At 61.2% G+C, this 25,226-nt stretch carries 24 protein-coding genes and 2 tRNA genes; 22 read left to right on the plus strand and 4 right to left on the minus strand.

What is annotated here, in order from left to right; genetic code table 11:
* Window positions 1–122: 122 nt before the first annotated feature.
* Window positions 123–197 (minus strand) — tRNA-Thr (locus E0H22_RS03580).
* Between the two features lie 259 nt (window positions 198–456).
* On the opposite strand from E0H22_RS03580, the gene E0H22_RS03585 reads away from it, so the two are divergent.
* The 15 genes from E0H22_RS03585 (at window position 457) to E0H22_RS03650 (ending at window position 12,386) form a co-directional block, all read left to right on the plus strand.
* Window positions 457–660, plus strand: a complete 204-nt coding sequence (locus E0H22_RS03585; protein ID WP_233024373.1) for a hypothetical protein — start codon at window positions 457–459, stop codon at window positions 658–660.
* A gap of 31 nt (window positions 661–691) precedes the next feature.
* On the plus strand, window positions 692–2,383 hold the full coding sequence (locus E0H22_RS03590; RefSeq protein ID WP_233024374.1) for an FAD-dependent oxidoreductase: 1,692 nt from the start codon (window positions 692–694) through the stop codon (window positions 2,381–2,383).
* A gap of 12 nt (window positions 2,384–2,395) precedes the next feature.
* Entirely contained in the window at window positions 2,396–2,704 is a 309-nt protein-coding gene (locus tag E0H22_RS03595) for a UBP-type zinc finger domain-containing protein (protein ID WP_233024375.1), read from the plus strand.
* An 84-nt stretch (window positions 2,705–2,788) separates the two neighbouring features.
* Entirely contained in the window at window positions 2,789–3,292 is a 504-nt protein-coding gene (locus tag E0H22_RS03600; protein WP_233024376.1) for a hypothetical protein, read from the plus strand.
* A gap of 252 nt (window positions 3,293–3,544) precedes the next feature.
* Complete coding sequence (gene murA / locus E0H22_RS03605) at window positions 3,545–4,834, plus strand: UDP-N-acetylglucosamine 1-carboxyvinyltransferase (protein ID WP_233024377.1); 1,290 nt, start codon at window positions 3,545–3,547, stop codon at window positions 4,832–4,834.
* 126 nt (window positions 4,835–4,960) lie between these two features.
* On the plus strand, window positions 4,961–5,404 hold the full coding sequence (locus E0H22_RS03610) for a DUF2948 family protein (protein WP_233024378.1): 444 nt from the start codon (window positions 4,961–4,963) through the stop codon (window positions 5,402–5,404).
* Between the two features lie 280 nt (window positions 5,405–5,684).
* A complete protein-coding gene (gene hisD, locus E0H22_RS03615) occupies window positions 5,685–6,980 on the plus strand; it encodes a histidinol dehydrogenase (protein WP_233024379.1) in 1,296 nt (431 codons plus the stop codon).
* Complete coding sequence (locus E0H22_RS03620) at window positions 6,977–7,474, plus strand: UPF0262 family protein (protein ID WP_233024380.1); 498 nt, start codon at window positions 6,977–6,979, stop codon at window positions 7,472–7,474. Before hisD ends, E0H22_RS03620 begins: the two co-directional genes overlap by 4 nt.
* A gap of 3 nt (window positions 7,475–7,477) precedes the next feature.
* The gene (locus tag E0H22_RS03625; RefSeq protein ID WP_233024381.1) at window positions 7,478–7,936 is read left to right on the plus strand and encodes an arsenate-mycothiol transferase ArsC; all 459 of its coding nucleotides are present in this window, start codon (window positions 7,478–7,480) and stop codon (window positions 7,934–7,936) included.
* Between the two features lie 142 nt (window positions 7,937–8,078).
* Window positions 8,079–8,702 (plus strand): Maf-like protein, encoded by a 624-nt coding sequence (locus E0H22_RS03630; RefSeq protein ID WP_233024382.1) that lies wholly within the window; start codon window positions 8,079–8,081, stop codon window positions 8,700–8,702.
* Window positions 8,692–8,874, plus strand: a complete 183-nt coding sequence (gene yacG / locus E0H22_RS03635; RefSeq protein WP_233024383.1) for a DNA gyrase inhibitor YacG — start codon at window positions 8,692–8,694, stop codon at window positions 8,872–8,874. Before E0H22_RS03630 ends, yacG begins: the two co-directional genes overlap by 11 nt.
* 146 nt (window positions 8,875–9,020) lie before the next feature.
* A tRNA-Phe gene (locus E0H22_RS03640) sits at window positions 9,021–9,096 on the plus strand.
* An 86-nt stretch (window positions 9,097–9,182) separates the two neighbouring features.
* Complete coding sequence (locus tag E0H22_RS03645; protein ID WP_233024384.1) at window positions 9,183–10,730, plus strand: site-specific integrase; 1,548 nt, start codon at window positions 9,183–9,185, stop codon at window positions 10,728–10,730.
* Window positions 10,731–10,874: 144 nt separating this feature from the next.
* Window positions 10,875–11,135, plus strand: coding sequence for a DUF6538 domain-containing protein (locus E0H22_RS26015; RefSeq protein ID WP_430715260.1), 261 nt, complete (start codon window positions 10,875–10,877; stop codon window positions 11,133–11,135).
* Between the two features lie 45 nt (window positions 11,136–11,180).
* Complete coding sequence (locus E0H22_RS03650; RefSeq protein ID WP_233024385.1) at window positions 11,181–12,386, plus strand: site-specific integrase; 1,206 nt, start codon at window positions 11,181–11,183, stop codon at window positions 12,384–12,386.
* Window positions 12,387–12,542: 156 nt separating this feature from the next.
* Here the strand turns inward: E0H22_RS03650 and E0H22_RS03655 are convergent, their stop codons facing one another.
* On the minus strand, window positions 12,543–13,490 hold the full coding sequence (locus E0H22_RS03655; protein ID WP_233024386.1) for an ImmA/IrrE family metallo-endopeptidase: 948 nt from the start codon (window positions 13,488–13,490) through the stop codon (window positions 12,543–12,545).
* Window positions 13,490–13,813, minus strand: coding sequence for a helix-turn-helix domain-containing protein (locus E0H22_RS03660; RefSeq protein WP_233024387.1), 324 nt, complete (start codon window positions 13,811–13,813; stop codon window positions 13,490–13,492). Before E0H22_RS03660 ends, E0H22_RS03655 begins: the two co-directional genes overlap by 1 nt.
* Window positions 13,814–13,950: 137 nt before the next feature.
* Here E0H22_RS03660 and E0H22_RS03665 point away from each other — a divergent pair, with 137 nt between their 5' ends.
* The 4 genes from E0H22_RS03665 to E0H22_RS03680 are packed head-to-tail and all read left to right on the plus strand — an operon-like array spanning window position 13,951 to window position 17,881.
* Window positions 13,951–14,193, plus strand: a complete 243-nt coding sequence (locus tag E0H22_RS03665; RefSeq protein WP_233024388.1) for a DUF2188 domain-containing protein — start codon at window positions 13,951–13,953, stop codon at window positions 14,191–14,193.
* A 4-nt stretch (window positions 14,194–14,197) separates the two neighbouring features.
* Window positions 14,198–15,748 (plus strand): nucleotidyltransferase, encoded by a 1,551-nt coding sequence (locus E0H22_RS03670; protein WP_233024389.1) that lies wholly within the window; start codon window positions 14,198–14,200, stop codon window positions 15,746–15,748.
* 12 nt (window positions 15,749–15,760) lie between these two features.
* Complete coding sequence (locus E0H22_RS03675; RefSeq protein WP_233024390.1) at window positions 15,761–16,852, plus strand: SAVED domain-containing protein; 1,092 nt, start codon at window positions 15,761–15,763, stop codon at window positions 16,850–16,852.
* 42 nt (window positions 16,853–16,894) lie between these two features.
* Complete coding sequence (locus E0H22_RS03680; RefSeq protein ID WP_233024391.1) at window positions 16,895–17,881, plus strand: hypothetical protein; 987 nt, start codon at window positions 16,895–16,897, stop codon at window positions 17,879–17,881.
* Between the two features lie 12 nt (window positions 17,882–17,893).
* On the opposite strand, the gene E0H22_RS03685 is transcribed toward E0H22_RS03680, so the two are convergent.
* The gene (locus tag E0H22_RS03685; protein ID WP_233024392.1) at window positions 17,894–18,880 is read right to left on the minus strand and encodes a hypothetical protein; all 987 of its coding nucleotides are present in this window, start codon (window positions 18,878–18,880) and stop codon (window positions 17,894–17,896) included.
* A gap of 374 nt (window positions 18,881–19,254) precedes the next feature.
* Here E0H22_RS03685 and E0H22_RS03690 point away from each other — a divergent pair, with 374 nt between their 5' ends.
* From E0H22_RS03690 to E0H22_RS03700, 3 genes are read left to right on the plus strand one after another with little or no spacing between them, the layout of a single operon-like run.
* Window positions 19,255–21,642 (plus strand): tellurite resistance TerB family protein, encoded by a 2,388-nt coding sequence (locus tag E0H22_RS03690; protein WP_233024393.1) that lies wholly within the window; start codon window positions 19,255–19,257, stop codon window positions 21,640–21,642.
* On the plus strand, window positions 21,639–22,988 hold the full coding sequence (locus E0H22_RS03695; RefSeq protein WP_233024394.1) for an ATP-binding protein: 1,350 nt from the start codon (window positions 21,639–21,641) through the stop codon (window positions 22,986–22,988). Before E0H22_RS03690 ends, E0H22_RS03695 begins: the two co-directional genes overlap by 4 nt.
* On the plus strand, window positions 22,957–25,212 hold the full coding sequence (locus tag E0H22_RS03700; RefSeq protein WP_233024395.1) for a DEAD/DEAH box helicase: 2,256 nt from the start codon (window positions 22,957–22,959) through the stop codon (window positions 25,210–25,212). The genes E0H22_RS03695 and E0H22_RS03700 overlap by 32 nt, the downstream gene beginning before the upstream one ends.
* Window positions 25,213–25,226: the final 14 nt, after the last annotated feature.

Here is a 25,226-nt window from a genome sequence, read left to right on the forward strand (position 1 = left end):
CTTCCTCCTGACGAATGGCAAAAGCTTGTCGCGGACAAGCTGCGCCCGACCCGTCACGGCTCAGCCTCTGCGATCGGACGAGGCCGGTTCTCTCAATGATTTCTGCGGTGCTCGTGAAAAGATGGTGCTGCCAGACAGGATTGAACTGTCGACCTCTCCATTACCAATGGAGTGCTCTACCACTGAGCTACGGCAGCATGCTGGTTGCGGGAATCGACGCCGAAGCGGCCCGCCAAGCGAGGCGTTCTCTGCCACACACTCACCCGGGGTGCAAGCGCGGGACTGCCTCTGGCGGCATCATTATGAAGGATTTGTACGGGATCGCCCCGGTGTCGTTGGTTCCGCTGCCGGCTTTGACGGCAGACCGCGCAAATGAACGTGTTTCGTTCCCGCCGTCGCCGGATGTTAGAAGGATGGTCAGATACCTGAATTCCAAGCCGTTCTGACAGCACTTTCATGGCCGACCGTCCGCCCCACAGCCCGAATGACCGCGAACTGGCCCGGCAGGTACGTCTGCGCCAGGCGTTGCGGGACAATCTGAAAAAGCGCAAGTCGCAGTTGCGCGGGCGTGCCGACCTTGCCGCGGCGGCGGCAGGGGTGGCACACCCCGATACTGGAGCTGACAACCGTTCAGGACAGGATGATCCTGATCGGGAATAGTCGGTGACTTTCAGCGCGCAAGTGAGATTCCATGGACCCGAAAAACATCCCTGAGCACAAAAAGGCGGCGATGCTGACGCCGCGTTACGACCAGACCTTTCCCTCGCTCGCGGCTGTGGAGATCGAGCGGATGCGTCGGTTCGGCGAGGTCGTGCATTACAAGGATGGCGACATGCTGTTCGAGACGGGCAAGCCCGGTCCCGGCATGTTCGTGGTGCTGTCCGGCCATGTCTGCGTCACCCAGCGCGATGGCTTTGGTCGTGTGTCGCCGGTGGCGGATCAATGCGCCGGGCAGTTTCTCGCCGAGATCGGCCAATTGTCCGGCCGGGCGGCGCTGGTGGATGGCCGCGCCGAGGGCGATGTCGAGACCCTGCTGATCCCGCCGGAGCGGCTGCGGGCGCTGCTGGTGGCCGAAGCCGATCTCGGCGAGCGCATCATGCGTGCGCTGATCCTGCGTCGGGTAAACCTGCTGCAGGGCGGCGTCGGCGGGCCGGCGCTGATCGGCTCGCCGATGGCCAGCGATGTGGTGCGGCTGCAAGGCTTTCTCACCCGCAACGGCTATCCCTACCATCTGCTCGATCCGCAACTGGATACGGATGCCGCCGATGTGGTGGCGCGCTACGCGCCGTCGCCACACGAGTTGCCGCTGGTCGTGGTGCCGGACGGCACGGTGCTGAAGAATCCGTCGCTGTCCGAACTGGCGCATGCCATGGGCATGATTCGCCATATCGAGAAGGGCAAGGTCTATGACGTCGCCATCGTCGGCAGCGGTCCGGCGGGCCTCTCGACTGCAGTGTATGGCGCGTCCGAGGGCCTCTCGATTGCCGTTTGCGACTCGCGCGCCTTTGGTGGCCAGGCTGGCGCCAGCGCACGGATCGAGAATTATCTCGGTTTCCCCACTGGCATTTCCGGCCATGCGCTGACCGCGCGGGCGTTCAATCAGGCGCAGAAATTCGGCGCCGAGATGATGATCCCCGTGACGGTGGGGCAGCTCGATTGCTCGCGACACGATGGCTTGTTCGGTCTCGCGCTGGATGATGGCGACGTGCTGAAGGCGCGCGCCATCGTGATCGCGTCGGGCGCGCGTTATCGACGGCCGCAGATCGACCGCCTTGCCGATTTCGAGGGCCGCGGCGTCTGGTACTGGGCCTCGCCGATCGAGGGCCGGCTGTGCAGGGAGCAGGAGGTGATCCTGGTCGGCGGCGGCAATTCGGCCGGACAGGCGGCGGTGTTTCTGGCGTCGCAGGCCGTCAAGGTGCGCATGGTAATCCGCGGCGGTGGGCTTGCCGCGTCGATGTCGCGTTATTTGATCGATCGCATCGAATCGACGGCGAATATCGAACTCGTCTTCAACACCGAGGTTGTCGCGCTGGATGGCGATGCGGAAGCAGGCCTGTCGCGGGTCACGACGCGAAGCCGCCTGTCAGGCGAGAACGAGACGTTCGATATCCGCAATCTCTTTCTGTTCGTCGGTGCCGATCCGGCCACCGACTGGCTGGCCGATTGCGGTGTGGTACTCGATCGCGGCGGCTTCGTCGTCACCGGCGTGCCGGTCAACGGCCGCGCTGTGCAGGCGCTGGAGACATCCGTGCCCGGCGTTTTTGCGGTGGGTGATGTCCGGTCCGGCTCTGTCAAGCGCGTCGGCGGCGCCATCGGCGAGGGCGCGCAGGTGGTGGCGGCGTTGCATGGCTTTCTCGGCGACAGCGCGCGGCCGACTTTGTAGGAGGAACAGGCGATGGCGATCCGTTGCACCCATGTCTCCGGTATCCGCACAGTAACGCCAAGCGCGCTCGGCTGCGAGGAATGTCTCAAGATCGGCAGTCCGTGGCTGCATCTGCGCATCTGCCGGACCTGCGGCCATGTCGGCTGCTGCGATCAGTCGCCGAACCAGCATGCGACCAGGCATTTTCACGCGACGAGGCACCCGATCATCGAGGGCTATGATCCGCCGGAAGGCTGGGGCTGGTGTTACGTGGACGAGGTGATGTTCGACCTGTCGGATCGGATGACGCCGCATAGCGGACCGATCCCCCGTTATTATTGAACACGGCATCCGCAAGTCGCCCAGCCGTTGCCAAATACATGCATCGCACCCTAAGTTAGATCGACTCTAGAGCAGGAGCGCATCATGACTTTGGGATTGAGCGTTGCCGTGGTTACGTTGATTCATGTCGTTATCAGCCTGATCGGAATCGTTACCGGCCTTGTCGCCATGGTCGGTCTGTTGAGGTCTCGGCCGATGCCGGGCTGGACCGGCATTTTTCTACTGACCACGATCCTTACCAGCGTGACCGGGTTCATGTTTCCCGTCGACAAGTTGCTGCCGTCCCATGTGATCGGCATCATCTCGCTGGTGCTGCTGGCGATCGCCTGCCTGGCGCTTTATGGACAGAAGCTCCAGGGACATTGGCGCTGGATCTATGTGGTCACGGCGATGACCTCGCTCTATCTGAATGTCTTTGTGCTGGTGATCCAGAGCTTCCTCAAAGTGCCGGTGTTGCACGCGCTGGCGCCGAGCGTCCCGCCCAGCGAGCCGCCTTTTGCCATCGTGCAGGGTATCGTGCTGGTGCTGTTCGTGGTGGCGACCTTCCTGGCGGCGCGGAAATTCCGGCCGCTGGGCATGAGCCTGTAGTGAGCCTGTAGAATGGCTAGAGCGTAGCGATACCCATCGGTCGGCCGCGTTTGCCATATCGACGGAATGATGGGTTTCGCTCCGGCCCTTCGCGCCTTCGCTTGACCCATCCTCCGGCAAGGACTGGGAATCGGGCCGAATCGGTCCTTTCCTATCAGTCGGTTCCCATCGAAAAGCCGCAAAGGCGAAGCTTTTGCGCGGGTGGGGCCATTGGCCCTATAAAAGGATGTCAGCATTTCAGCGGGAATCAGTATGGATCGCATTCGCATTGTCGGCGGCAACAAACTCAATGGCACGATTCCGATCTCCGGCGCGAAGAACGCGGCGCTGCCACTGATGATTGCGGCCCTGCTGACCGACGAGACCCTGATTCTCGACAATGTTCCGCGCCTCGCCGATGTCGCGCAGCTGCAGCGCATCCTCGGCAATCACGGCGTGGACATCATGTCCGCCGGCAAGCGTCCGGGCGATCATGAATATCAGGGCCAGACCCTGCATATCTCCGCGGCGAATATCATCGACACCACGGCGCCCTATGAGCTGGTGTCGAAGATGCGCGCCTCGTTCTGGGTGATCGCGCCGCTGGTCGCGCGCATGCACGAGGCCCGGGTTTCTCTGCCCGGCGGTTGCGCCATCGGCACGCGTCCGGTGGACCTCCTGAATATGGCGCTGGAAAAGCTCGGCGCCGAACTTTCGATCGATGGCGGCTATGTGGTCGTGAAAGCCCCTGGCGGCCTCAAGGGCGCCGAGATCGATTTCCCCAAGGTCACCGTATCCGGCACCCATGTGGCTGTCATGGCCGCGACCCTCGCCAAGGGCACGACGGTCATTACCAATGCGGCCTGCGAGCCGGAGATCGTCGATGTCGCCGACTGCCTCAACAAGATGGGTGCGAAGATCAGCGGGGCCGGCACCACGCGCATCGTGATCGAGGGCGTGACCAAGCTGCATGGCGCCCGCCACACCGTGCTGCCGGATCGGATCGAGACCGGCACCTACGCCATGGCAGTGGCGATGACCGGTGGCGACGTGTTGCTCGCAGGCGCGCGGCCGGAGCTGCTGCAATCGGCGCTTGATGTGCTCGTCCAGGCCGGTGCGACGGTGACGCCGAACAATGAGGGTATCCGTATTGCCCGCAACGGCGCCGGCATCAAATCGGTGGATGTCGCGACCGCGCCGTTCCCAGGCTTTCCGACGGATTTGCAGGCGCAGCTGATGGCGCTGATGACCATGGCCAAGGGCTCGTCGCACATCACCGAGACGATCTTCGAAAACCGCTTCATGCATGTGCAGGAACTGGCCCGTTTCGGCGCGCGCATTCATCTCGACGGCGAGACGGCGACCGTTGACGGCATCGCCAAGCTGCGCGGCGCACCTGTGATGGCGACGGATCTGCGGGCATCGGTGTCGCTGGTGATCGCTGCGCTCGCGGCCGAAGGCGAGACCATGGTGAACCGCATCTATCATCTCGATCGCGGCTTCGAGCGGCTTGAAGAAAAGCTGTCGGCCTGCGGCGCACAGATCGAACGTATCAGCGGCTGAGAATGTCGTAGGATGGGTTGAGTGCAGGCGCGAAGCGCCGGAGCGATACTCATCGCGTCAGGTGCAAGGGGTGATGGGTATCGCTTCGCTCAACCCATCCTACGGGATCGCGTGCGGGGAAACATCGTGACGGGGCGACGCAAACTCATCGGCATGGATGCGGATGATCTCGCGGTGATTTCTGCGCATGTGCAGGACGCCGAAGTCCGTGTCGCCGACATCGTCTGGCGGCCTGGCGAGAAGCGCCTAGTCATCGGCATGAGCCGGCTCGATTGGGACCAGACGATCGCCGGCACGGTCGAGCCGCGGCGGTTGGTCTCGGCGCTGCGTTTCGACCGTGTGCTGGCCTGCAAGTTCCGCGACATCGATCTTGAGGGGGGCGATGTCGTATTGAAGCTGCTCGGCATCGAGTTCAACGAAAGCGAAGCGCCGGGCGGCAATGCCCTGCTGCTGTTCGACGGCCGCGGCGCGCTGCGGCTGGATATCGAATGCCTGGAATGCGAACTGGCGGATCTCGGGCCGGGAGAGCTGGGCGGGGAAGAGGATGTGGCGTCGGATTTGAGCGCGTAGCGCTTCTTTTCCCTCCCCCAAGCGGCGAAGCCGCGCAGCGGGGAGGGTGGTGAGAAGCGGGTGTTCAGCGAGCTTCGAGACGGGTGGGGGTACTTCCACATACTCGACGTCACGTGGGGCGCCCCCACCCGACCGGTCCAAGGGGGCCGGCCACCCTCCCCGCAAGTGGGAGGGATTAAGAGGCGACGCCGTTCCGCCCCCCCCCCCCAGCCTTGACGCCATCCACCACCCGCGCCATTGAGCAGGGGAGCCTGCGGTCGGGCTTCGCCGGGAAATCAAAATGCCACTTCGCCTTGATGCCGCCAGCGCTGATTTTCCTCAGCGTTTCAAAGCTTTCCTTGCCATGAAGCGCGAGGTTGCCGCCGATATCGAGGCCGCCACCCGGGCCATCGTGGATGATGTGGCCGCGCGCGGCGATGAGGCGCTGCTCGATGCCACCCGCAAGTTCGACAAGCTCGACCTGCAGGCCTCCGGCCTGCGCGTCACTCCGGCCGAAATCGATGCCGCCGTGGCTGCCTGCGACACCGAAACCGTGGATGCGCTGCGCTTTGCGCGCGACCGGATCGAGCTTTTCCACAACCGCCAGATGCCCAAGGACGAACGCTTCACCGATGCCACCGGCGTCGAGCTTGGCTGGCGCTGGAGCGCCATCGAGGCGGTTGGCCTCTACGTGCCCGGCGGCACGGCGGCCTATCCGTCCTCCGTGCTGATGAATGCGGTGCCGGCAAAGGTCGCCGGTGTCGATCGCGTGGTCATGGTAGTGCCGTCGCCGGGCGGCAAGCTGAATCCGCTGGTGCTGGCGGCCGCGCAGCTCGGCGGCGTCTCCGAAATCTACCGTGTCGGCGGCGCGCAGGCCGTGGCCGCTTTAGCCTATGGCACCGACACCATCGCGCCGGTGGCGAAGATCGTCGGCCCCGGCAATGCCTATGTGGCCGCTGCCAAGCGGCAGGTGTTCGGCCGTGTCGGCATCGACATGATCGCCGGCCCCTCGGAGGTGCTGGTCGTCGCCGATGACACCGCCAATGCCGACTGGATCGCCGCCGATCTGCTGGCGCAGGCGGAACACGACACCAATGCGCAGTCGATCCTGATCACCGACAGCGCGCGCCTTGCCGATGATGTCGTCCTCGCGGTGGAATCGCAGCTCACCACTTTGCCGCGTGCCGAGATCGCCCGCGCCTCGTGGGAGGATTTTGGCGCCATCATTCTGGTCGACCAGCTCGATGCCGCAGTGCCGCTGGCCAATGCCATCGCTGCGGAGCATCTCGAAGTGATGACCGCCGATCCCGACGCGTTCGCGGTCAAGATTCGCAACGCCGGCGCCATCTTCCTCGGCGGCCATACGCCGGAGGCGATCGGCGATTATGTCGGCGGCTCCAATCACGTGTTGCCCACAGCGCGGTCCGCCCGGTTCTCGTCCGGTCTCGGTGTGCTTGACTTCATGAAGCGAACGTCGATCCTGAAGTGCGGGCCGGATCAGCTGCGAGCGCTGGGATCGGCTGCGATGACGCTGGGCAAGGCGGAAGGCCTCGATGCCCACGCAAGATCGGTCGGACTGCGTCTCAATCTGCGATGAGTGATTCCCCCTCAGACGATAACGACCCCAACAATCGCATCGTGGCGGTGACGCTCGATGAGGAGTCGATCGGCCGTTCCGGGCCGGATATCGAGCATGAGCGCGCCATTGCGATCTATGACCTGATCGAGGAAAACCTGTTCGCGCCGGAAGGCGCGGCGGCTGGTCCCTATACGCTGCATATCGGCATCACCGGCAGCCGGCTGATGTTCGATATCCGCAAGGAAGACGGCACGCCCGTCGTCGCGCATCTGCTCTCGCTGACGCCGTTCCGCCGGATCGTGAAGGACTACTTCATGATCTGCGACAGCTATTATCAGGCGATCCGCACGGCGACGCCGGACAAGATCGAAGCCATCGATATGGGGCGCCGCGGCATTCATGACGAAGGCTCGCGCACGCTGCAGGAGCGCCTCAAGGGCAAGGTCCGCGTCGATTTCGAAACATCGCGGCGGCTCTTTACGCTGATCTCCGTATTGCATTGGAAAGGTTAAACGTTGTCGGCGCCGCCCCGTGTGCGAACGCCGCAAGCCGTGCTGTTCGCCTGTGGGCAGAACAGCGTCCGCTCGCCGATGGCAGCGAGTCTGCTGCAGCAGATGTTTCCGCAAACGCTTTATGTCCGTTCCGCAGGAGTGAAGAAGGGCGAGCTCGATCCCTTCGTCGTTGCCGTCATGGCTGAGATGGGACAGGACCTGTCGAAGCACCGGCCCATGACCTTCGAAGAACTCGAGGACTGGGAAGGGATGAATTTCGATCTCATCATCACGCTGTCGCCGGAGGCGCATCACAAGGCGCTGGATCTGACGCGGACCATGGCGGCGGATGTCGAATACTGGCCGACCGTCGATCCCACCGACACCCAGGGCAATCGCGAGCAGAAGCTCGCCGCCTATCGTGAGGTGATGGACGGGTTGTTGCTGCGGATACGGAAGCGGTTTTCGCGGCCGAAGCCGTGAGCGTATCATCGCTCCGCGCTATCCTTTGTCGTCGCCCGGTCAAGCCGGTCGCCGGCAGCCGGAGTTCGTGGGCCTCGCAGCGGTTGCCGCCGCGCAGCCCTTCCGATAGTTTCCGGCCGCAATTTCAGGATCATAGCCTCGCATGCTCGGCCGCCCTAAATTCGTTCTCGCCTCCGGTTCGCCACGTCGCGTCAGCTTGCTCAATCAGGCTGGCATCGAGCCCGATGCGCTGCGCCCGGCCGATGTGGACGAGACCCCGGAGCGGGGTGAGCTGCCGCGTGCCTGCGCCAATCGTCTGGCCCGCGCCAAGGCCGAGGCCGCGCTGAAATCCGTCCAGCTCGACGACGAATTGCGCGGTGCCTTCATTCTCGCCGCCGATACGGTGGTGGCCGTCGGCCGCCGCATCCTGCCCAAGGCGGAATTGGTGGATGAGGCCTCGCAATGCCTGCGTCTGCTGTCCGGCCGTAATCACCGGGTCTACACCTCGATATGCCTGGTCACTCCGAGAGAAGGTTTCCGCCAGCGCATCGTCGAAACCCGTGTCCGCTTCAAGCGGTTGAACGAAGACGACATCGATACCTATATCGGCTCAGGTGAATGGCGCGGCAAAGCCGGTGGCTATGCGATCCAGGGCATTGCAGGCTCCTTCGTGGTGAAGATGGTCGGCTCCTATACGAGCGTGGTCGGCCTGCCGCTGTATGAAACCGTCTCGCTGCTTGGGGGCGAAGGGTTTCCGATCCGTTTCGGCTGGTTGAATGCAAGCTAAGACCCAACAGAGCCCGCGTCCGGCAAAGCCCTGTCCGATCTGCGGCGAGCCCTCCGTCCCGGCCTCGAAGCCGTTCTGTTCGGAGCGGTGCCGCGACGTCGATCTCAATCGCTGGCTGTCCGGCAATTACGCGATTCCCGGCCGTCCCACCGACGACGAGGACGGCGAATAGGCCGGTTGTCCGGTCGGTGGCCGCGTCTCGCCGCTGGGCGTTGTTTTGACGGCGAAATTCTCTCTGTAAAATCGCTGTCATGCGGGTGGACAGCGCCGATTTGCCTGACTATAAACCGGCCGCTCACCCCGCCTCGCCGGGTCAGCGCCCAGGTAGCTCAGTTGGTAGAGCATGCGACTGAAAATCGCAGTGTCGGTGGTTCGATCCCGCCCCTGGGCACCATCGGCTTCCTAAGCCCTTGGCGCTAAAGACAATTCAGTGAAAACAATGACTTGAGGGCTACCCGGTAATACACACGGGTGATACACATGCCCCTTGCCATGTCACGTCCTTGGAAGCACCCAAAAACGGGTATCTACTGGCTACGGAAGCGCGTTCCGGATGAGCTCATCACGCTCGTGGGAAAGCGGGAGGAGCTACGTACGCTCGGAACGAAGGACCCCGCGCAAGCGAAGGTAAGGCATGCCGCAGCTCTCGCCGAAATCGAGGCCAAATGGGCCAATCTCCGGTCAGGCCAGAAGAGCCTAACTGAGCGCGAGGCGCATCATCTGGCCGCGCCCTTCTACGACAGGTGGTTGCAGCGGCACTTGGAAAATCCAAGCCAGCAGACTGATTGGCGCGTGGATCTGGGCTCGAAGATTTTCCAGCCTAGCCAGGCCCCGGCTAATTACGACTTCCTGTATGTCCACTCCACAGAAATGGTTGTCGACCGGGACGAACTGCGGGTCCGTGAAATGGAGCGATGGTGCCTGGAGTGGGCAGATAGCTGTGCGTCGAATACCGGCCTTCGCCTGGTTGGGGACGACAATAGGCTATTGGCTCGCGCGATCGGAGCAGCCGTCCAGCGCGCCAGCGTGGTCCTGCAGCAGTTGGCGCAAGGCGTAACTATGGCGCTGCCTATCGCGGCCATCAGTTCCAGTATCGTAGCTCCATCGCCTTCTCGAGAGCCATACGCGTTCGGTGATCTCGTTGATGGCTGGGCCAAGGAGCGCCGGCCTGTTGCTAAGACGCTTTATGAGTGGTCACGCGTCGTGAAACAGTTGGTTGCGTTCTTGAAGCATGACAATGCTCGGGCTCTCTTGGGTGACGATCTGGTTCGTTGGAAAGAGGCGATGCTGAACGAGGGTCTCCGGCCCAAGACAATCCAGGATGCCAAACTCGCACCGGTCCGAGCGATCCTTCAATGGGGCGTCGTCAATAAGAAAATCAGTTCGAATGTTGCAGATGGAATTTCGCTGGACACCCGCAGCAAGCAGAGCGAGAAAAAGCGGAGCTTCACAGACGAAGAAGCCAAGATTGTGCTAACCGCTGCAATGGCGTCGTCAGATCCAGTGAAGCGTTGGGTGCCGTGGATCGGGGCTTATTCCGGCGCTCGCGTGTCTGAGATCTGCCAACTACGCCGCGAGGACGTAGTCGAGATCGATGGCATCTGGTGCATGAAGATCATGCCCGAAGCGGGTTCGGTCAAAACGGCAGGATCAGAACGCATTATTCCGGTCCACCCAGCGCTGGAAAAGAGCGGTTTTCTCAAATTTGCACTCCAGAAAAAGGCCGGCCCGATATTCCCCGAACTGCCCCCGGACAAATTTGGAAGGCGTGGTGGCAATGGCACGAAGGTCATCGGACGTTTCGTTCGGCAGCTCGGCATCACCGACCCTCGTATTTCGCCGAGCCATTCTTGGCGTCACCGGATGAAGACGCTTGGGCGGCGTTACGGCCTTGCCAAGGATATCCTCGAGGCAATGACCGGTCACGGTTCAAAGTCGGTAGCCGACGCTTATGGCGAGTTTCCAGTCGAAGCCCTTTACCGCGAGCTCTGTAAGGTGCCTCAACTAAACGTTGGTGTTGCGAAATAAGCGTTCAGCTACCCCGAATTTGGGGCGGAGGATCCCCCTCTCCGCCAGTCAGCCGAAAACCACGATGAAATCAATAGGCCATTGAAAGTGTTATGCTTTCTGCCGCCCGATTGTTACACACGGGTGGTACACATGGCTCTATCAATGTCTCGTCCTTGGAAGCATCCAGACAGCGGCTACTACTGGTTCCGGCGGCGTGTGCCGGACGATCTCCGTGAGCTTGTCGGTAAACGCGAGGAGCGGTCTAGTCTGGGTACCCGCGATCCGGTCGAGGCGAAGCGCCTTCACGTCTTGAAACTTGCGGAGATCGAAGAGCGCTGGTCAAACCTCCGAAAAAGCCGCCGCTCGCTTTCCGCAGATGAGATAGCCCGGGAGGCTGCTTTGGCTGCCGACGCCGTACGGTGACAGTTAGATCTTGATCCCTATCAGGCGCTTGATTGGGATCTTGATGTGGGAGCAACTCTCTGGACTTCCCATCTGGGGCGCGGCGAACTTTACACCGATGTTCGCGAGGCCTTACCGTCGGCAGATCAGCGCCGCATCAAGCATCGGAACACGTGCTATGCCCTCATTGATCAGCATTTGCAGGGGCGGGGTCTAGCGCCGCCCGAAGACGATCGAGAGCGCTTGGCTAGAGCCTTTACGCTCGAGATGCAGAAACTGATCCAGCAGCATCAGGCCCTCCTTCTTGGGAAGGTTGACGCCAGCCATGAGCGTCAAAGGCCCATGGAGCGGCCGTCTCTGCCCGCTGCAATGCCGCTGTCCTTCGACACCATTCTAAATGGCTGGAAGCTAGAGAAGAAGCCAAACCAAAAGACCGAGTATGTCTGGAAGCGAGTTTTAAGCGAATTCCGTGCGTTTGTTGGCCACGATGACGCGGGTCGCGTGACAGCCGGAAACTTTGTTGAATGGAAAGCAGATTTGCTCGGCAAAGGGCTGGCTGCAAAAACGATCCGGGACGGCAAGCTGGCCCCTGTTCGTGCGATCTTTCAGTGGGCGGCTGACAATCGAAAGCTTGAAACCAATCCCGGGGCTCGCGTTACGATAGATTTGAAAGCAACTGCGTCTGAACGCCGACGTGGCTATTCCGAAGAAGAGGCCGTTCTTATTCTATCGAAGGCCCGCAACGAGACGAACAGCCATCTCCGCTGGGCGCCTTGGGTCAGTGCTTACACCGGTGCACGGATCGCGGAAATTTGCCAGCTCCGAAGCGAGGACGTCAAAGAAATTGGAGGCGTCTGGTGCATTGCCTTCGCAGCTGAAGCCGGGTCGCTCAAGAATGCGAACTCAGAACGAATTGTGCCGATCCATCCTGCACTCGAAGCTGAGGGGTTCCTGAAGTTCGCGGGGCGAAAACCTACGGGACCGCTATTCAATGATTTGAGTCCCGATCGATTTGGCTCTCGCGGCGGCACCGGTACGAAAGTGATTAGCAAATGGATTCGGTCGCTTGGGATCACCGATAAGCGCATCTCGCCTAATCATTCATGGCGACATCGGTTAAAGACCCTTGGTCGCCGATACGGTCTCGCCGTTGACATCCTTAACGCGATGACTGGGCATGGGCGAAAGACCGTTGCTGATACTTACGGTGAATTCCCAACGGATGCTTTGAAGCGAGAACTTCTAAAACTTCCAAGCTTAGACGTTAGTTAGTCTAGAGCAATGTGCTGATTCCTTTCTTGGGCGCCATCGGCCCTCCAGCTCTAGTACCAGAGACATTCAGCGACACCTCGATTTGAGGTTCTGCTCCAAAATCTCGTGGCGACGGACAAAGGCTCCTGCAAGCGAAGCGGTAAGCAACCTAAGTGTTTAGCCGACCTGTCCAGCGTTCTGTCGCGTAACGATGCCAGTCAGCACGTCATACGTGTCGGCCTCCAAAGCCTCATCAGGTTCTGGCGTGGCTGGCGCGCCATCGAACAGCAGAAGAGAAATCGACAGGCCCAGCCGCTGCGAAAATATCGTCAACTCACGGACGGGCTCGCTACTACGTTGGAATCCCCAGACATTTGCTTCCAGGGAAATCGGGGTCTCGGCATTCCCCCTCTGAGCATCTGGTCCGCGGGCAGCGATCGATAGCGTTGGAATTTCCATTCCGCTTGTAATGAATATCCCCGATCTAAGGGCTCGTTCGCTGGCTCGTCCCCAAAGAGCAAACCCGTCACGAGCGACAACCATCGCCGCCCGCTGTTCTGTGAAGTCGATCCATTTGCGCACGGCGGCCAGCAGAGAAACGCCGTAGCGATTGGTGACATGATTCAAAAGCGACCGGGTGATCTCCCTGCCGCTCACTTGCTGGCGGTAATCGTCGATCGGCATCAGCAGAAACGACGCAAAGGTGTCTGCTTCTTCCTCGCGCTCTCTGTCTGCCTCCTTCCACTTGTTGCTCTGCAAAGGCGAGCATTCGAAGTCCAGGCCTGTCGGGCTCGCTCCGTTCGCGTAGTCGGCAACGGTCAATGGCCGACGGTGCATGACGTAGTGCCCGAACTCGTGCGCCAAAGTGAAGCGTTGCCGGCCTGGATATCGCGTCGTCGTATTGAAGAAGATTCGCCACGCCGGCTTCTTCCGGCTGGCGCGCAGCATGCCCTCGAACCCGTCGATTTCGATCCCCTCGATCCGGCTGATGGGATCTTCGAAGTTCTTAGAAACCTCCATGGCAAGGGCTTTGACGTCCACAGGGAAGCGGTCTTCACCAAGAACCGTTCGCAGCAGGACGGAAAAGTCGTTCGCTGCCTTTTTGGGCCGCTTCGAGAAATGCATCAATCGTTCTCATCGTCGAGGATCTTCAGCATCTCGCGCAGGCGCTCCTTGCTTCGTGGATTCATGCGCTGATACTTCCGAAAGAACGCTGTATCGGTTGCGTCCTCTTGGGTCACCGTCTCCACGGCAAGCAAATATTCGACTGTCGTATCCAAGACTTTCGCAATCTGCTGGAGTTTTTCGGCGGACGGCCGGGCAACGTCCTTATTCTCGATCTGCCACATGTAACTCTTGCTGGACTCAACCTTTTCGGCAAGCGCTTCAAGCGTGAGCCCCTTTGCCAGTCGAGCTTCCCGCACCCGTTCGCCTAAGGGGGTTGACATCAATGGCCTCCTCTGCGGGGTAAAGTTCGCTATCACGTCACTTTCTATGCTTGACAGACGCCACACGCAACCCCATCTTCCGTCGAGTTCGCAATCGCGAACTTCGATTCCCTGTTTTGCGAGACAAGGAGAATGTGATGTCCAAAGGAAAGAATACGGGCGGGACCCATCATATCGTTCCGAATCCGGATGGCGGATGGGATGTGCGCCGAGGCGGTAGCGGCCGGTCGAGCGGTCACTTCGATAACAAGCAGGATGCTGTCGATCGCGGCCGCGAGATCAGCCGCAATGCCGATACCGAGCTGAAGATCCACAATCGGGATGGGCGGATCGGGCAGTCGGACTCGCACGGCAACGATCCCCGCAACATCAAAGGCTGACCCAATGAACGCGCCCGTTCTCATGTCAAAGCAAGCAGAGGAACTGCTCGAAGATCTGGCGGAGTCCTTGCAGGTTCCACCTTCTCGATATGAGGCGGCAGAGCGTAGCTACAAGTCGGTAGGGGACTGGCTCCATCGTGAAGCCTCCAGTCTGCGGCTCGCCGACCCTCAGGTCTACGTTCAAGGATCGTTTCGCCTCGGCACGGCAATCCGGCCTTTAGACGAGGATGAGGATTACGACATCGATCTCGTGTGCGAGCTTTCGGTGTCAAAATCCCATCTCAGCCAAGCGCAATTGAAAGCTGCGCTCGGCAAGGAAATTGCCGCTTACGCGGACGCTCATGGAATGCAGTGCCCGACGGAGGGGCGGCGGTGCTGGACGTTGGCCTATGCCGACGGTGCCCAGTTCCATCTCGATACCTTGCCGGCAATCCCGGACGGCCCACGTCAACGGCTGCTTCTTGAGAATCGTGGCTACTCGACGCAATGGTCCGAAACGGCGATCGCGATCACCGACCAAGACCATTATGCGTATCGCGAGATTGCGGATGACTGGCCGCACAGCAACCCTAAGGGTTTCTGCAACTGGTTTCGCTCGCGTATGGCGCTGATCTTCGAAGCGCGTCGGCGCGCTCTTGCGCTTGAGGCCCGTGCCAGCGTCGAGGATATTCCCGAATACAGAGTGCGCACGCCGCTCCAGAACGCGATCCAGATCCTCAAGCATCATCGCGACCGAATGTTTGTCGGCAGAGGCGATGAAAAGCCGATTTCGATCATTCTGACGACGTTGTCGGCGCGTGCCTATCAGCAAGAACCCACCATTTCGGCTGCTCTCTTCAGCATTCTCCGGGGCATGGCGAATTTCATCGAGTATCGGAACGGCGTCGCCTGGATCGGGAACCCGACGGACCCGGCCGAGAATTTCGCTGATCGGTGGCAGAGCCATCCCGAACGCCAAAAGGCGTTCTATGAGTGGCTGAATCAGGCTCAAGCTGACTTCACCAACGCGGCGATCGCTGCCACGAGAGACGCAGCCACGGCCGCACTCGAGCCTCGCCTTGGCAGGCAATTGATTGAAGCGGCGAATGCCCGGCGCGCGGGAGGGAATGCAAAGGGGCTTCTCGGCCGCATCGTGGGAGGTGCCCGTGCTGTCGGACGGATCCTGAATCCGTCGCACAAGCGAGCGGCGCCATGGACTATCCTCGAACAGGGGTCCGTCGACATTGAGCGCGCGACGATGCAACGCAACGGCTTCCGGCCCGAGGAGTTCGTCAGTGACGGAAGCCCTCTGCCAAAGCACTGCAGCTTGCGTTTCGAGGCGGAAACGAACGTGCCCAAGCCGTACAAAGTCTACTGGCAGGTGGTGAACACCGGGCGAGAGGCAACGAATGCAAACGGGCTTCGCGGCGGCTTCGATGAGGGGCTCGTGTCGGTTGGAAAGCTGACGCGGGACGAATCGACAAGCTATTCGGGCACCCACAGCATCGAGTGCTTCATCGTCAAAAACGGCCTTCTGGCGGCAAGGAGCGGCCAGTTCATCGTTAATATTCAGTGAGGCCGTGAGGGGATGTCCGAACTTCTACGACACGCATTCAGAACTTTTATCGATTGGATCTTTCGACGCCGGTCGCCAGCGCTCCAAGTGATGCGCATCGGACTCACATGCCTGACCATAGCGCTAAGCGTTAGCTGGGTGCTCGATGTCTCGATACCCTTCCAGGGCGACAAGCTCGCGTTCAACCTCAATACCGGCGAAGGAGCGCCTGGCCTTGTAGTTGGTGGCGTGGCTCTCCTCGGCGGAATCCTTATTCTCGTGGGGTTGATCTGGGAGATCGTCCGCTACCGAGCGGAACAACGACGGCTATCTCGCAAGAAGGTCATTGTCGTCGAAGCGCGCGGTCTCCGTGACGGCGTGGGCAAGGCGCTTACCGACGCCGTGCCGGCGAACCTCGAAGGCCATCGCGATCCCGTGATCCTTGATCTGCGCCAAGGTGTGGTCGACGGCCAAATCGTGAGTCCACAGGCAGCCGTCGACAAACTCGTTTCCCTTCCCGTCGACCTGGCAAGGCGCGAAGCGGGTCTGGATCGAAGCGACCTGCAGCGCATCTATGGCGGTTTGGCGCCGGTGCCATTGACGTTTCTGACGGGGGTGCTGATCGACGACGAGGCATCGACAATCATCTTCGATTGGGACCGCCATCAGCAAAAATGGCGTCCTTTGGATGCGGCAGACGACCAAAAGCGTTTTGCCATTGATGGAATCGATAAGGTCGCGGCTGGCGCTGAAGAAGTCGCTCTGCTTGTTTCCGTGTCGTATCAGGTTGATGCGATCGGCGTCGGCAAGAAGCTTGACGGCATTGCACAGATATCCTTGTCCCTGGACGGTGGTCTTCCGGACAGCCATTGGTCCGAAGACAAGCAGCGAGCACTGGGTCAGCAGTTTCTCGAAACGGCGATCCGCCTAGGTAACCTGGGCATTCGCCGTATCCATCTTTTCCTGGCAGCCCAGAACAGCGTCGTTTTCCGCTTCGGATGCCTTTACGACAAGCGCAACCTTCCCGAATTGATCGTGTATCAGTACCAAAGAGAAGCCAATCCGCCTTACCCGTGGGGTGTTCTCATGCCCGTCAGCGGACGCCTAAAGCCCGAGATCATCTGATATGAGATCTCTATTGGCCTGAGAGATGATCGGCGAACATCCATGAATGAGCGCGAGGTATCTGAACTCTGGAAGCAAGCTATTCTAGCAAACCTGTATGAGCGGCAGCCACGCCCTTTCGACGTCGCGGTCGATGACGCGAATGCCACCGCAAAAGTGACCGTTCCAGACAAGAACGAACTGTTCGATGCGATCGTGGATGACCTACGACGCGATGGCTTGATCACGCACAGCACGCAACGCGCGCCGGATGGAATGGTCTTCGACGCGAAACTGACGGCCACGGGAATCAAGCACTACGAGAAAACCTATCTCTCGGCCGCGCCACGCAATGTGCCCATTCTCGCCGCGCTGGATCGTATCCGCGACATTTTGATCGGCGTCGCGACCGGTGGGCCAAGAATTCAGCAGGTCGACGCGGAGTACCGCACGCTCTTCGGGGAGCTGAGCGACCAACTCGCCGCTCAGGGCATAGAGAACCCAGTTCCGTTTTCCGATCTTTGGCAGTGGTATGGGCGTTGGAGCAGCGGCGACCTTCCAAGCTATCAGTCACGCCGCCAATTCATTGCCGAGTTGATCGATCCCCTTGCTGCTCGGCTGCGCTCCGGACGGGCGCCCTCTGTCGTTTCTCCTACGGGCTGGAGTCTTGTGGACCAGCAGATCGGCATTGCGCGCAAGACGCTGGAAACCGCCAAGACGGAGGTTGAATATCAGAGCGTAGGACTGGTGTGCCGTGAGGCCCTTCTTTCCTTAGCCAAGGAAGTCTTCGTGGCTGCGCGACACCCGATCCTCGACGGCAAGGTCGTTGGTCCTTCAGACTTCAAGAGGATGATAGAGGCGTATATCGCCGTCGAGCTTGCAGGCGGCGCGGTCGAGGAGCTCCGAAAGCACGCGCGCTCGGCCCTCGATCTCGCCAATCACACGACGCACAAGCGAACCGCTGCTTTCCGAGATGCGGCGATCAGCCTGGAAGCAACAGCATCCGTCGTGAATATTATTGCGATCGTCTCCGGGCGACGTGATCCCTGACTTGTGTGGGCTTTATAGCTTCCGGTCTTCTAGCGGGTCTCCCTCAGTCCACGATTCAACTGTTTCGACATGCGCATCCCAGAATGCAGAGAGCGTCTCGATATCCTGAGGCAGCAGCCACGCCGCCTCCAGATTGTCGAACTGATTGAATTGCGGAATCGGAAGGAGGCCGCTTGACCCCTCCCACAGGATTGGACCGCATATCGCAGCCGCGGCCCGGCAAATGCCCTCATGGCAGCGCGCGAGCTTGTCGAGAGAGAAGCCGTTCTGACCGTCCAACAAAGTACTGCGCGAATGCTCGTCGGCAGCGTGAGCAATGAACTTGTTGCCGAACTCGGCAATGTCTTGCCATCCGCTTTTCGTCAGCATGGCCTCTATCTTGTCGAAGACATCATCAGAGATGACATCACTCCGCGACCGCCGATCGCAGTGGACGCCGGACAATTTGTCGAACCGTTCGTGGACCATTTGCGAGGCTGACCACGCTTGTGGTCCTGAGGTCGCCAACCGCTGCGTATGGGGGCGGGTGCCGCCCCGTTTGATGATGCTCTCCATGTGGGCGCGTTCGCCCGGTTCCGGATCGTATGGGAGGCCGTCATGGGCAACATAGTTCTCGCGCGTGATCATATGTCGATGCACCCTGATATCGTCGAGTACTCGACGCAGTGAGACGATCTGCCTTGCTGACTTCGACGCTGCCTTCTCCATGAGCTTGCGGATTGACAAGGTCTGCACCGCGACGAAACCTTGATCCATGAACTGGGATATGGACCAATTGCGCGCTGACGACTTGTAGCCGCCCAATCGTGACAGTCGCCGGGATTCATTGGCTACTCGGAAAACTGCGTCGTTCCAGAGCATCGCTGTAATCTGCCTCCAGACGGCGTGATCAGGATCGCCGGTGAGCAGATGAAGCCATTCGACGCGTTTCTCTCGATACTCGCGGAGCCGTTCTTTGTGCGCTACATCGCAATCTTCGATACCATACTGGAAATTCATGCTTAACCGAGCCCTCAAGCCCTTCATCCAATCTGGGCCTTATTGGACAATCCGCCCGTGTGTTTGTCATCTGTAGAACGAAGCATGAAAGTGCTCCCAAGCCCGGCTGAAGATAGGAGAGCTCGATCCTGCGTTCCCGCTCCCCGATGACACGCGGAAACGGAAAGCGTAGATGCACCGCGCAGCTATTGTTCGCGTCCTGAAAAAAACTTAGCCTATCGACCATAGGTCTATGGTCTGTCTTCAAGACCTTTAGGCCGGCCCCGCCGGCTATTGCCCGCAAATCCATCACATGGGAGGTTGCCTTTAAGGCATCACGACGTCGCAGGCCGAACTCGGCTGCGACCGGCATCGCGTTCCAAACAGGACAGGCTATGGGGAGAAGAAAGGGCGGCTCTTCGGCGGGGATGGGCCTGCTCATCGTGATCGGATTGGTCTTCGCGGCGCTGAACGCGGCCTACCAGTTCGTGCTCGATCATTTGGCGGAAATAAAGGTCACCGTGACGGTCTCGGGCCTTCTCCTCATCGCGGGATATTTCGTATCCAAGCTGGGGGGCCGCAAGCGCGACGGCGATGTCTCCAACGAAAGGCTCGATGCAGCCGTGCGGGCGGAGCCGCCGATGGGTTTCGTGGCTTCAGAGGCTCGTACGGCCCGACATAAGGATGAGCCCCGGCGCAATGTGCGGTGGGTAGCCCAGAACGAGACCGTCGATATTCAGGGGGCGGTGATTTCCGGCGGAATGTTCTATCTGGGCACGGGCCTACGGTTCGCAGGCCGCACCATCGATCAGTACACCGTCGATCCCGCGCTTCCGATACGAGCCGCCAGGCCCGACACGCTCGGCACATCGATGCCGTATTGGCCGTCATATGCCGATATCCCGGCCGCCTCGAGGCGGGCTTTTTTGGACTGGATGGCGCGAGGGCGGAGCGATCGGACGTACGGGATCGGGCACGTGTTCCTGTATTTCTACGGTCTCGAGCATCGCATGTTCGCGGAAGGCGCTACCGGGGACGCCGCGGAGCTCATCGCCGAAGTGGAGCGGCTCCGGGCGGTTTACGGAGAAAACGATTCCTTTCGAGAATATTCGGACCATTTCCTGGATGCGGCGCGCCTGGCCCATGACGCGCTGCCGGCCCCGCCGGAACCGTCGCCGGAGCGCCCCTACCGATCCGAAATGCCGCTCGATGTGCGGCTGCATCTCGGCCGCCGGCTTTCACAATCGACGACACTCCTGTCGGAGGATTCGTTGTTGTGGATACTGTCTCTCCCGGACGTCTACCTTCGCACGCCTGCGGTACGATGCTTTCCCGAGTTCGCCGCCCTTTGGCACATTCGCTTCACGCGACACTTTCCGGGTGGTTTCCCGGTTATGCCGGGCGATAGGCTCGAAATCGCCTACAGCGCGGCGAGTCGTGCATTCGAGGTGGTGATCGACGGCGCCTACCGGTCGTATCCCGACCCTCTTGAAATCGGAACGTCGCTCGAACCGTTGAGGCAGCTCGTGCAGGAATGTACCGAAGAACTTGAAGGCTTCAGTCGCCTCATTGGGCGGCGTCCCGAAGCGCGTACCTCGGCGCAGGCAGCGCTTTTGCTGCCGGAGGACCTGCTCGCGGAGGGCGGCTTCGAGCCGCTTCGAATCTTCGGCGACCGGCTCACGGAGATGATGGGCGGGCGCAACCAGGCCAGCACCCGGATGGGAAAGCTCCTCGAACTTGCCGCCTTCGACGTGGCGGAGGCCGGCAAGATCACGCCCGGCGTCGCCGACCAGCTCGGCAGGATCCTCGACCGGCTCGACATCGCCATCGAACCTGACCGGCGGTACGGAGGAAGCATCCCGCAGATCGAGGATCAGGTCTTTCTGTTCGGTGCTCCGGGCGGAGGCCCCGTGGATCCGCAGGACGCGCCATACCGGTCGATGAAAGCGCGCGTAGAGGTGGCGGTGTTGGCCGCCGCCGCTGATGGCGAAGCCACCGGCGAGGAGATCCAGCGCGTCATAACGGGGGTCAAGGCGGACAGCGCTCTCTCGGGGGTCCAGAAAGCCCGGCTTATCGCCTTTGCCGTCATAACCTTCAACAGTCCGCCCAAGCAGGCGAGGCTGTTGAAACGTCTTGCCGAGCACAGCGAACCGGAACGGCAGGCCATCGTTGCCGCGGCGGTCGCCATCGTCGGCGCGAACGACAAGGTGGATCCCCAGGAGGTCAGGTTTCTCGAGAAGCTGCACAAGGCGCTCGATCTGCCTCAGGAACAGGTCTATCTCGGGCTTCACCGTGTCGAAAGCGAGATCCCCGACGGACCTGTCGCTATATCGAGCGAACACCGGATTGCCGGCATTCCGCTGCCTTCCGAGCAGCCGCCGCCGGCGCCACAACCGGTCCCCGGCGTTCGGATCGACGCCGACAGGCTTGCCCGGACGAGGCGTGAGACCGCGGAGGTGTCGCGGTTGCTGGCCGACATTTTCGAAGAAGAGTCCGTAGAGACTTCCGAGCCCGCGACCACGATGACGGAACCGTCGGCCTTCGAGGGGCTCGACCGGTCGCACGCCGAGCTCGTCGAGATGCTCGAGCTCAAGGGATCGACTTCCCGCGCCGAGTTCGAGAAGCGCGCGCGTGCCATGAAGCTTCTGCCAGACGGTGCGATCGAGCGCATCAACGACTGGAGTTTCGACCACTTCGACGAGGCCCTGCTCGATGAGGGTGAAGAGATCGCGATCGTCCCGCATCTTCTGGGACGTTTGGCCGAACTGAGAGAGACCGCATGACCAAGGTGCAGAAGGCGATCAAGCCGAGGGAACGTGACACGATCATACAAGCGCTCAGCGCCGGCGTCGTTCCGCGGATCGGTCTGCCCTACATCCAGGTGGGCAGGGCGGCGGAGATTGCCGCACTGTTGCGGGACATCGAACGTATCGCGGATGGGGGGGCGACCGTGCGCTTCATCATCGGCGAATACGGCGCCGGTAAGACCTTCTTTGCGAATCTTGTGCGCCTTATCGCGCTCGAACGTAAGTGCGTCACGGTCCACGCCGATCTCGCTCCCGACAGACGTATTCATGCCAGCGCCGGACAGGCACGCGCGCTCTATTCCGAAGCCGTGCGCAATATGGCGACGCGGACCAAACCGGAAGGCGGCGCCCTCTCGGCTGTGGTCGAGCGGCTGGTGACGGATGCGGTGAAGGAGGCGGGCGAACGTTCGACGCCGGTCGAGTCCGTCATCGACGAAAGGCTTGCCCCGATCCAGGAGTTCGTCGGCGGATACGATTTCGCCACGGTACTGAAGGCGTACTGGCGCGGCAGCGAAAATGCCGACGAGAACCTCAAGATCGCAGCGCTGCGCTGGCTCCGCGGCGAGTACTCCACCAAGACGGAAGCGCGCCAACACCTCGGCGTACGGACCATCGTCGATGACGACAACGTATACGATGCGCTCAAGTCGCTCGCCTGCCTGACCAAGGTCGCGGGATACGCCGGGCTCGTCGTCATGTTCGATGAGATGGTGAACCTCTATAAACTCCAGAGCTCGCAGGCGCGGAATCAGAATTTCGAACAGATACTGCGCATCGTGAACGACGCCCTCCAGGGCAACACGTCGAACATCGGATTCATGATGTGCGGCACGCTCGAATTTCTCTTCGACACCCGCCGCGGGCTCTTCAGCTACGAGGCGTTGCAATCGCGACTATCCGAGAACAGGTTCGCGCAGGGAGCGCTTGTCGATCTCTCCGGCCCGGTGATCAAGCTCCAGAGCCTCACGCCAGAAGACCTGCTTGTACTTCTCTCGAACATCCGGACGGTGTTCGCCGGCGGCGACCCCGCCAAGCATCTCGTTCCGGACGAGGCGCTGACGGCCTTCATGGATCATTGCGACAAGCGGATCGGCGAAGCGTATTTCCGCACGCCGCGGACCACGGTGACGGCGTTCGTGCAGATGCTGGCCGTCCTCGAACAGAACCCCGGCACGGACTGGCGGCAGCTTCTCGGCGACGTGAGCGTCACGGCCGACCCGCATGCCGAGCATGACGAGTCCTCGGACGCGACTGATCGCCCCGACATCGAGACCCGGTCCGGAGACGACGATGACCTCACCAGTCTCCGCATCGGGGCCTGAGGGCGCCTACGAGCGGCTTCATCCCAAGGTCCGCCGATGGATTAGGGACCAGGGGTGGGAGGAGCTGCGTGAAGTGCAGGCGCAAGCCATCGGCGCCGTGCTCGGCAGCGACGGGGATGTCCTCATCGCGGCATCGACGGCAGCGGGAAAAACGGAAGCGGCGTTTCTGCCCGTTCTGACAGCCGTTGCAGAGCGCACCGCGCCGGGTTTCTCAGTGCTCTATGTCAGCCCTCTGAAGGCACTTATCAACGACCAGTTCCGACGGCTCGGAGAGCTGTGCGAAAGCATGGAGATTTCGGTCGTCAAATGGCATGGCGATGCGTCGCAGGCGGATAAGAAGCGGGCGCGCGCGAAGCCGGCCGGAGTGGCGCTCATCACGCCCGAGTCGATCGAGGCGATGTTCGTCAGGCGTCCCGGCGACGTTGGCCGGCTTCTGGCCGACGCCGACTTCATCGTGATAGACGAACTCCATTCGTTTCTTCAGGGACCGCGCGGACTCCACGTCGCAAGTCTGCTGCGGCGCATAGATGCGCTCTCGAAACGGCCGGCGCGGCGCATCGGTCTGTCAGCCACGATCGGAGATCTCGAGCAGGCGCGGGCGTGGCTGCGGCCTTCCGATCCCGAGCGCGTCCATGTTCTGCACCCGCCATCTGACGCGCCCGAGCTGCAGTTGCAGATACGTGGCTATGTCGAGCCCCCGGAAGTGGTTGATCCCGATCACGCCGAAGGCGCAGAACAGGCTTTGGCCGACGCGGAGGCGGAGGTCGGACCGAAGCGCATCGCGCTCGACCTCATTTGCGACCATATCTTCGAACACCTTCGGGGCGCGAACAATCTCGCCTTCGGTGGATCGCGCAGGACGGTCGAGTCCGCCGCCGACCGGCTGAGGCGGCGGTCGGAGAAGCGCAACGTCCCGAACGAGTTCTTTCCCCACCACGGGAGCCTGTCGAAAGTACTCCGGGAAGAATTGGAGGAGAGGCTGAAGGACGGCAAATTACCGACCACGGCGGTGTGCACGTCCACGCTCGAACTGGGCGTCGATATAGGCTCCGTCAAATCGGTCGCGCAGATCGGGTCTCCGCGATCTCTCGCCTCGTTGCGACAGCGGCTTGGGCGGACCGGGCGTCGGCGCGGAACGCCCGCGGTGCTGCGCATCTACGTGCGCGAGCCCGACATCGAACGAAAGTCGGGCATTCTGGACCGCCTGCGCCCCAACACCGTCAGATCCGTAGCTGTCGTGCGGCTTCTGCTGAAAGGCTTCGTCGAAGAAGCGGGAGCCTCGCCGGAAACGGCGTCCACCCTGATCCATCAATTGCTTTCGGTGATCACCGAGCGCGGCGGCATCAAGGCAAAGCCGTTGTTCGACCTTCTCTGCGGCCCGGGCCCGTTCGCCCGCATCGGCTCCGCGGAGTTCGCGATGCTTCTGCGTCATCTCGGTTCTGAAGATGTGGGGTTTCTCGAGCAGGCGCCCGATGGCACGCTTATGCTCGCCCGCAACGGGGAGAACATCGTGCGGTCGCGCAATTTCTTCGCTGTCTTCGAGTCGGCCGACGAGTGGCGTCTGACCGTCGGTGGACGCACGCTCGGAACGCTCCCCATTACTCATCCCGTTCATAAGGAGGGGCTAGTCGTCTTCGCCGGTCGCCGCTGGATAGTCCAGGACATCGACGAGCAGCGGATGACCCTCCACGTCGCGTCGCACCCGGGAGGCGTTGTCCCGCGGTTCGAATCGTCTGCGAGCGAGCCTGCGCACGACAGGCTGATCGCTGAAATGAGGAAAGTGTACCTCTCGACCGACGTGCCACCATATCTGGACGCTGGCGGGCGCAAGCTGCTTGCGGACGGACGAAAGACGTTTCGCGATCTGGATCTCGGCAGGCAGTTTGTTGTCGAGGAAGACCGCGATATTCACGTCTTTCTATGGAAGGGGTCGGCGGCAACCGCGACGTTCAGTGCAGCTCTCGCGATGCGCGGCGTCAGGGCTCAAATGCATGATCTTGGAGTGACGACTAGCGAGGTCGAATTGGACGAACTGCGCGCGGCGCTTCAGAAAATGTCGCAGGCCCGGCTCGATCCTGGCGAAATCGCCGGCTTCGTCGCCAACATCAAAGGTGGGAAGTTCAAGGAGCAGGTGCCGGATCGACTGGCGCGTGATCTGTGGGCAAGCAATAATATCGCTCTAGTGGCTGTAGTGGCGCCGATGGCCGCAACCCTACTCGGATGAAGATGAGAAATGCG

The organism is Rhodopseudomonas boonkerdii, from assembly GCF_021184025.1.
GTDB classification, from domain to species: Bacteria; Pseudomonadota; Alphaproteobacteria; order Rhizobiales; family Xanthobacteraceae; genus Tardiphaga; species Tardiphaga boonkerdii.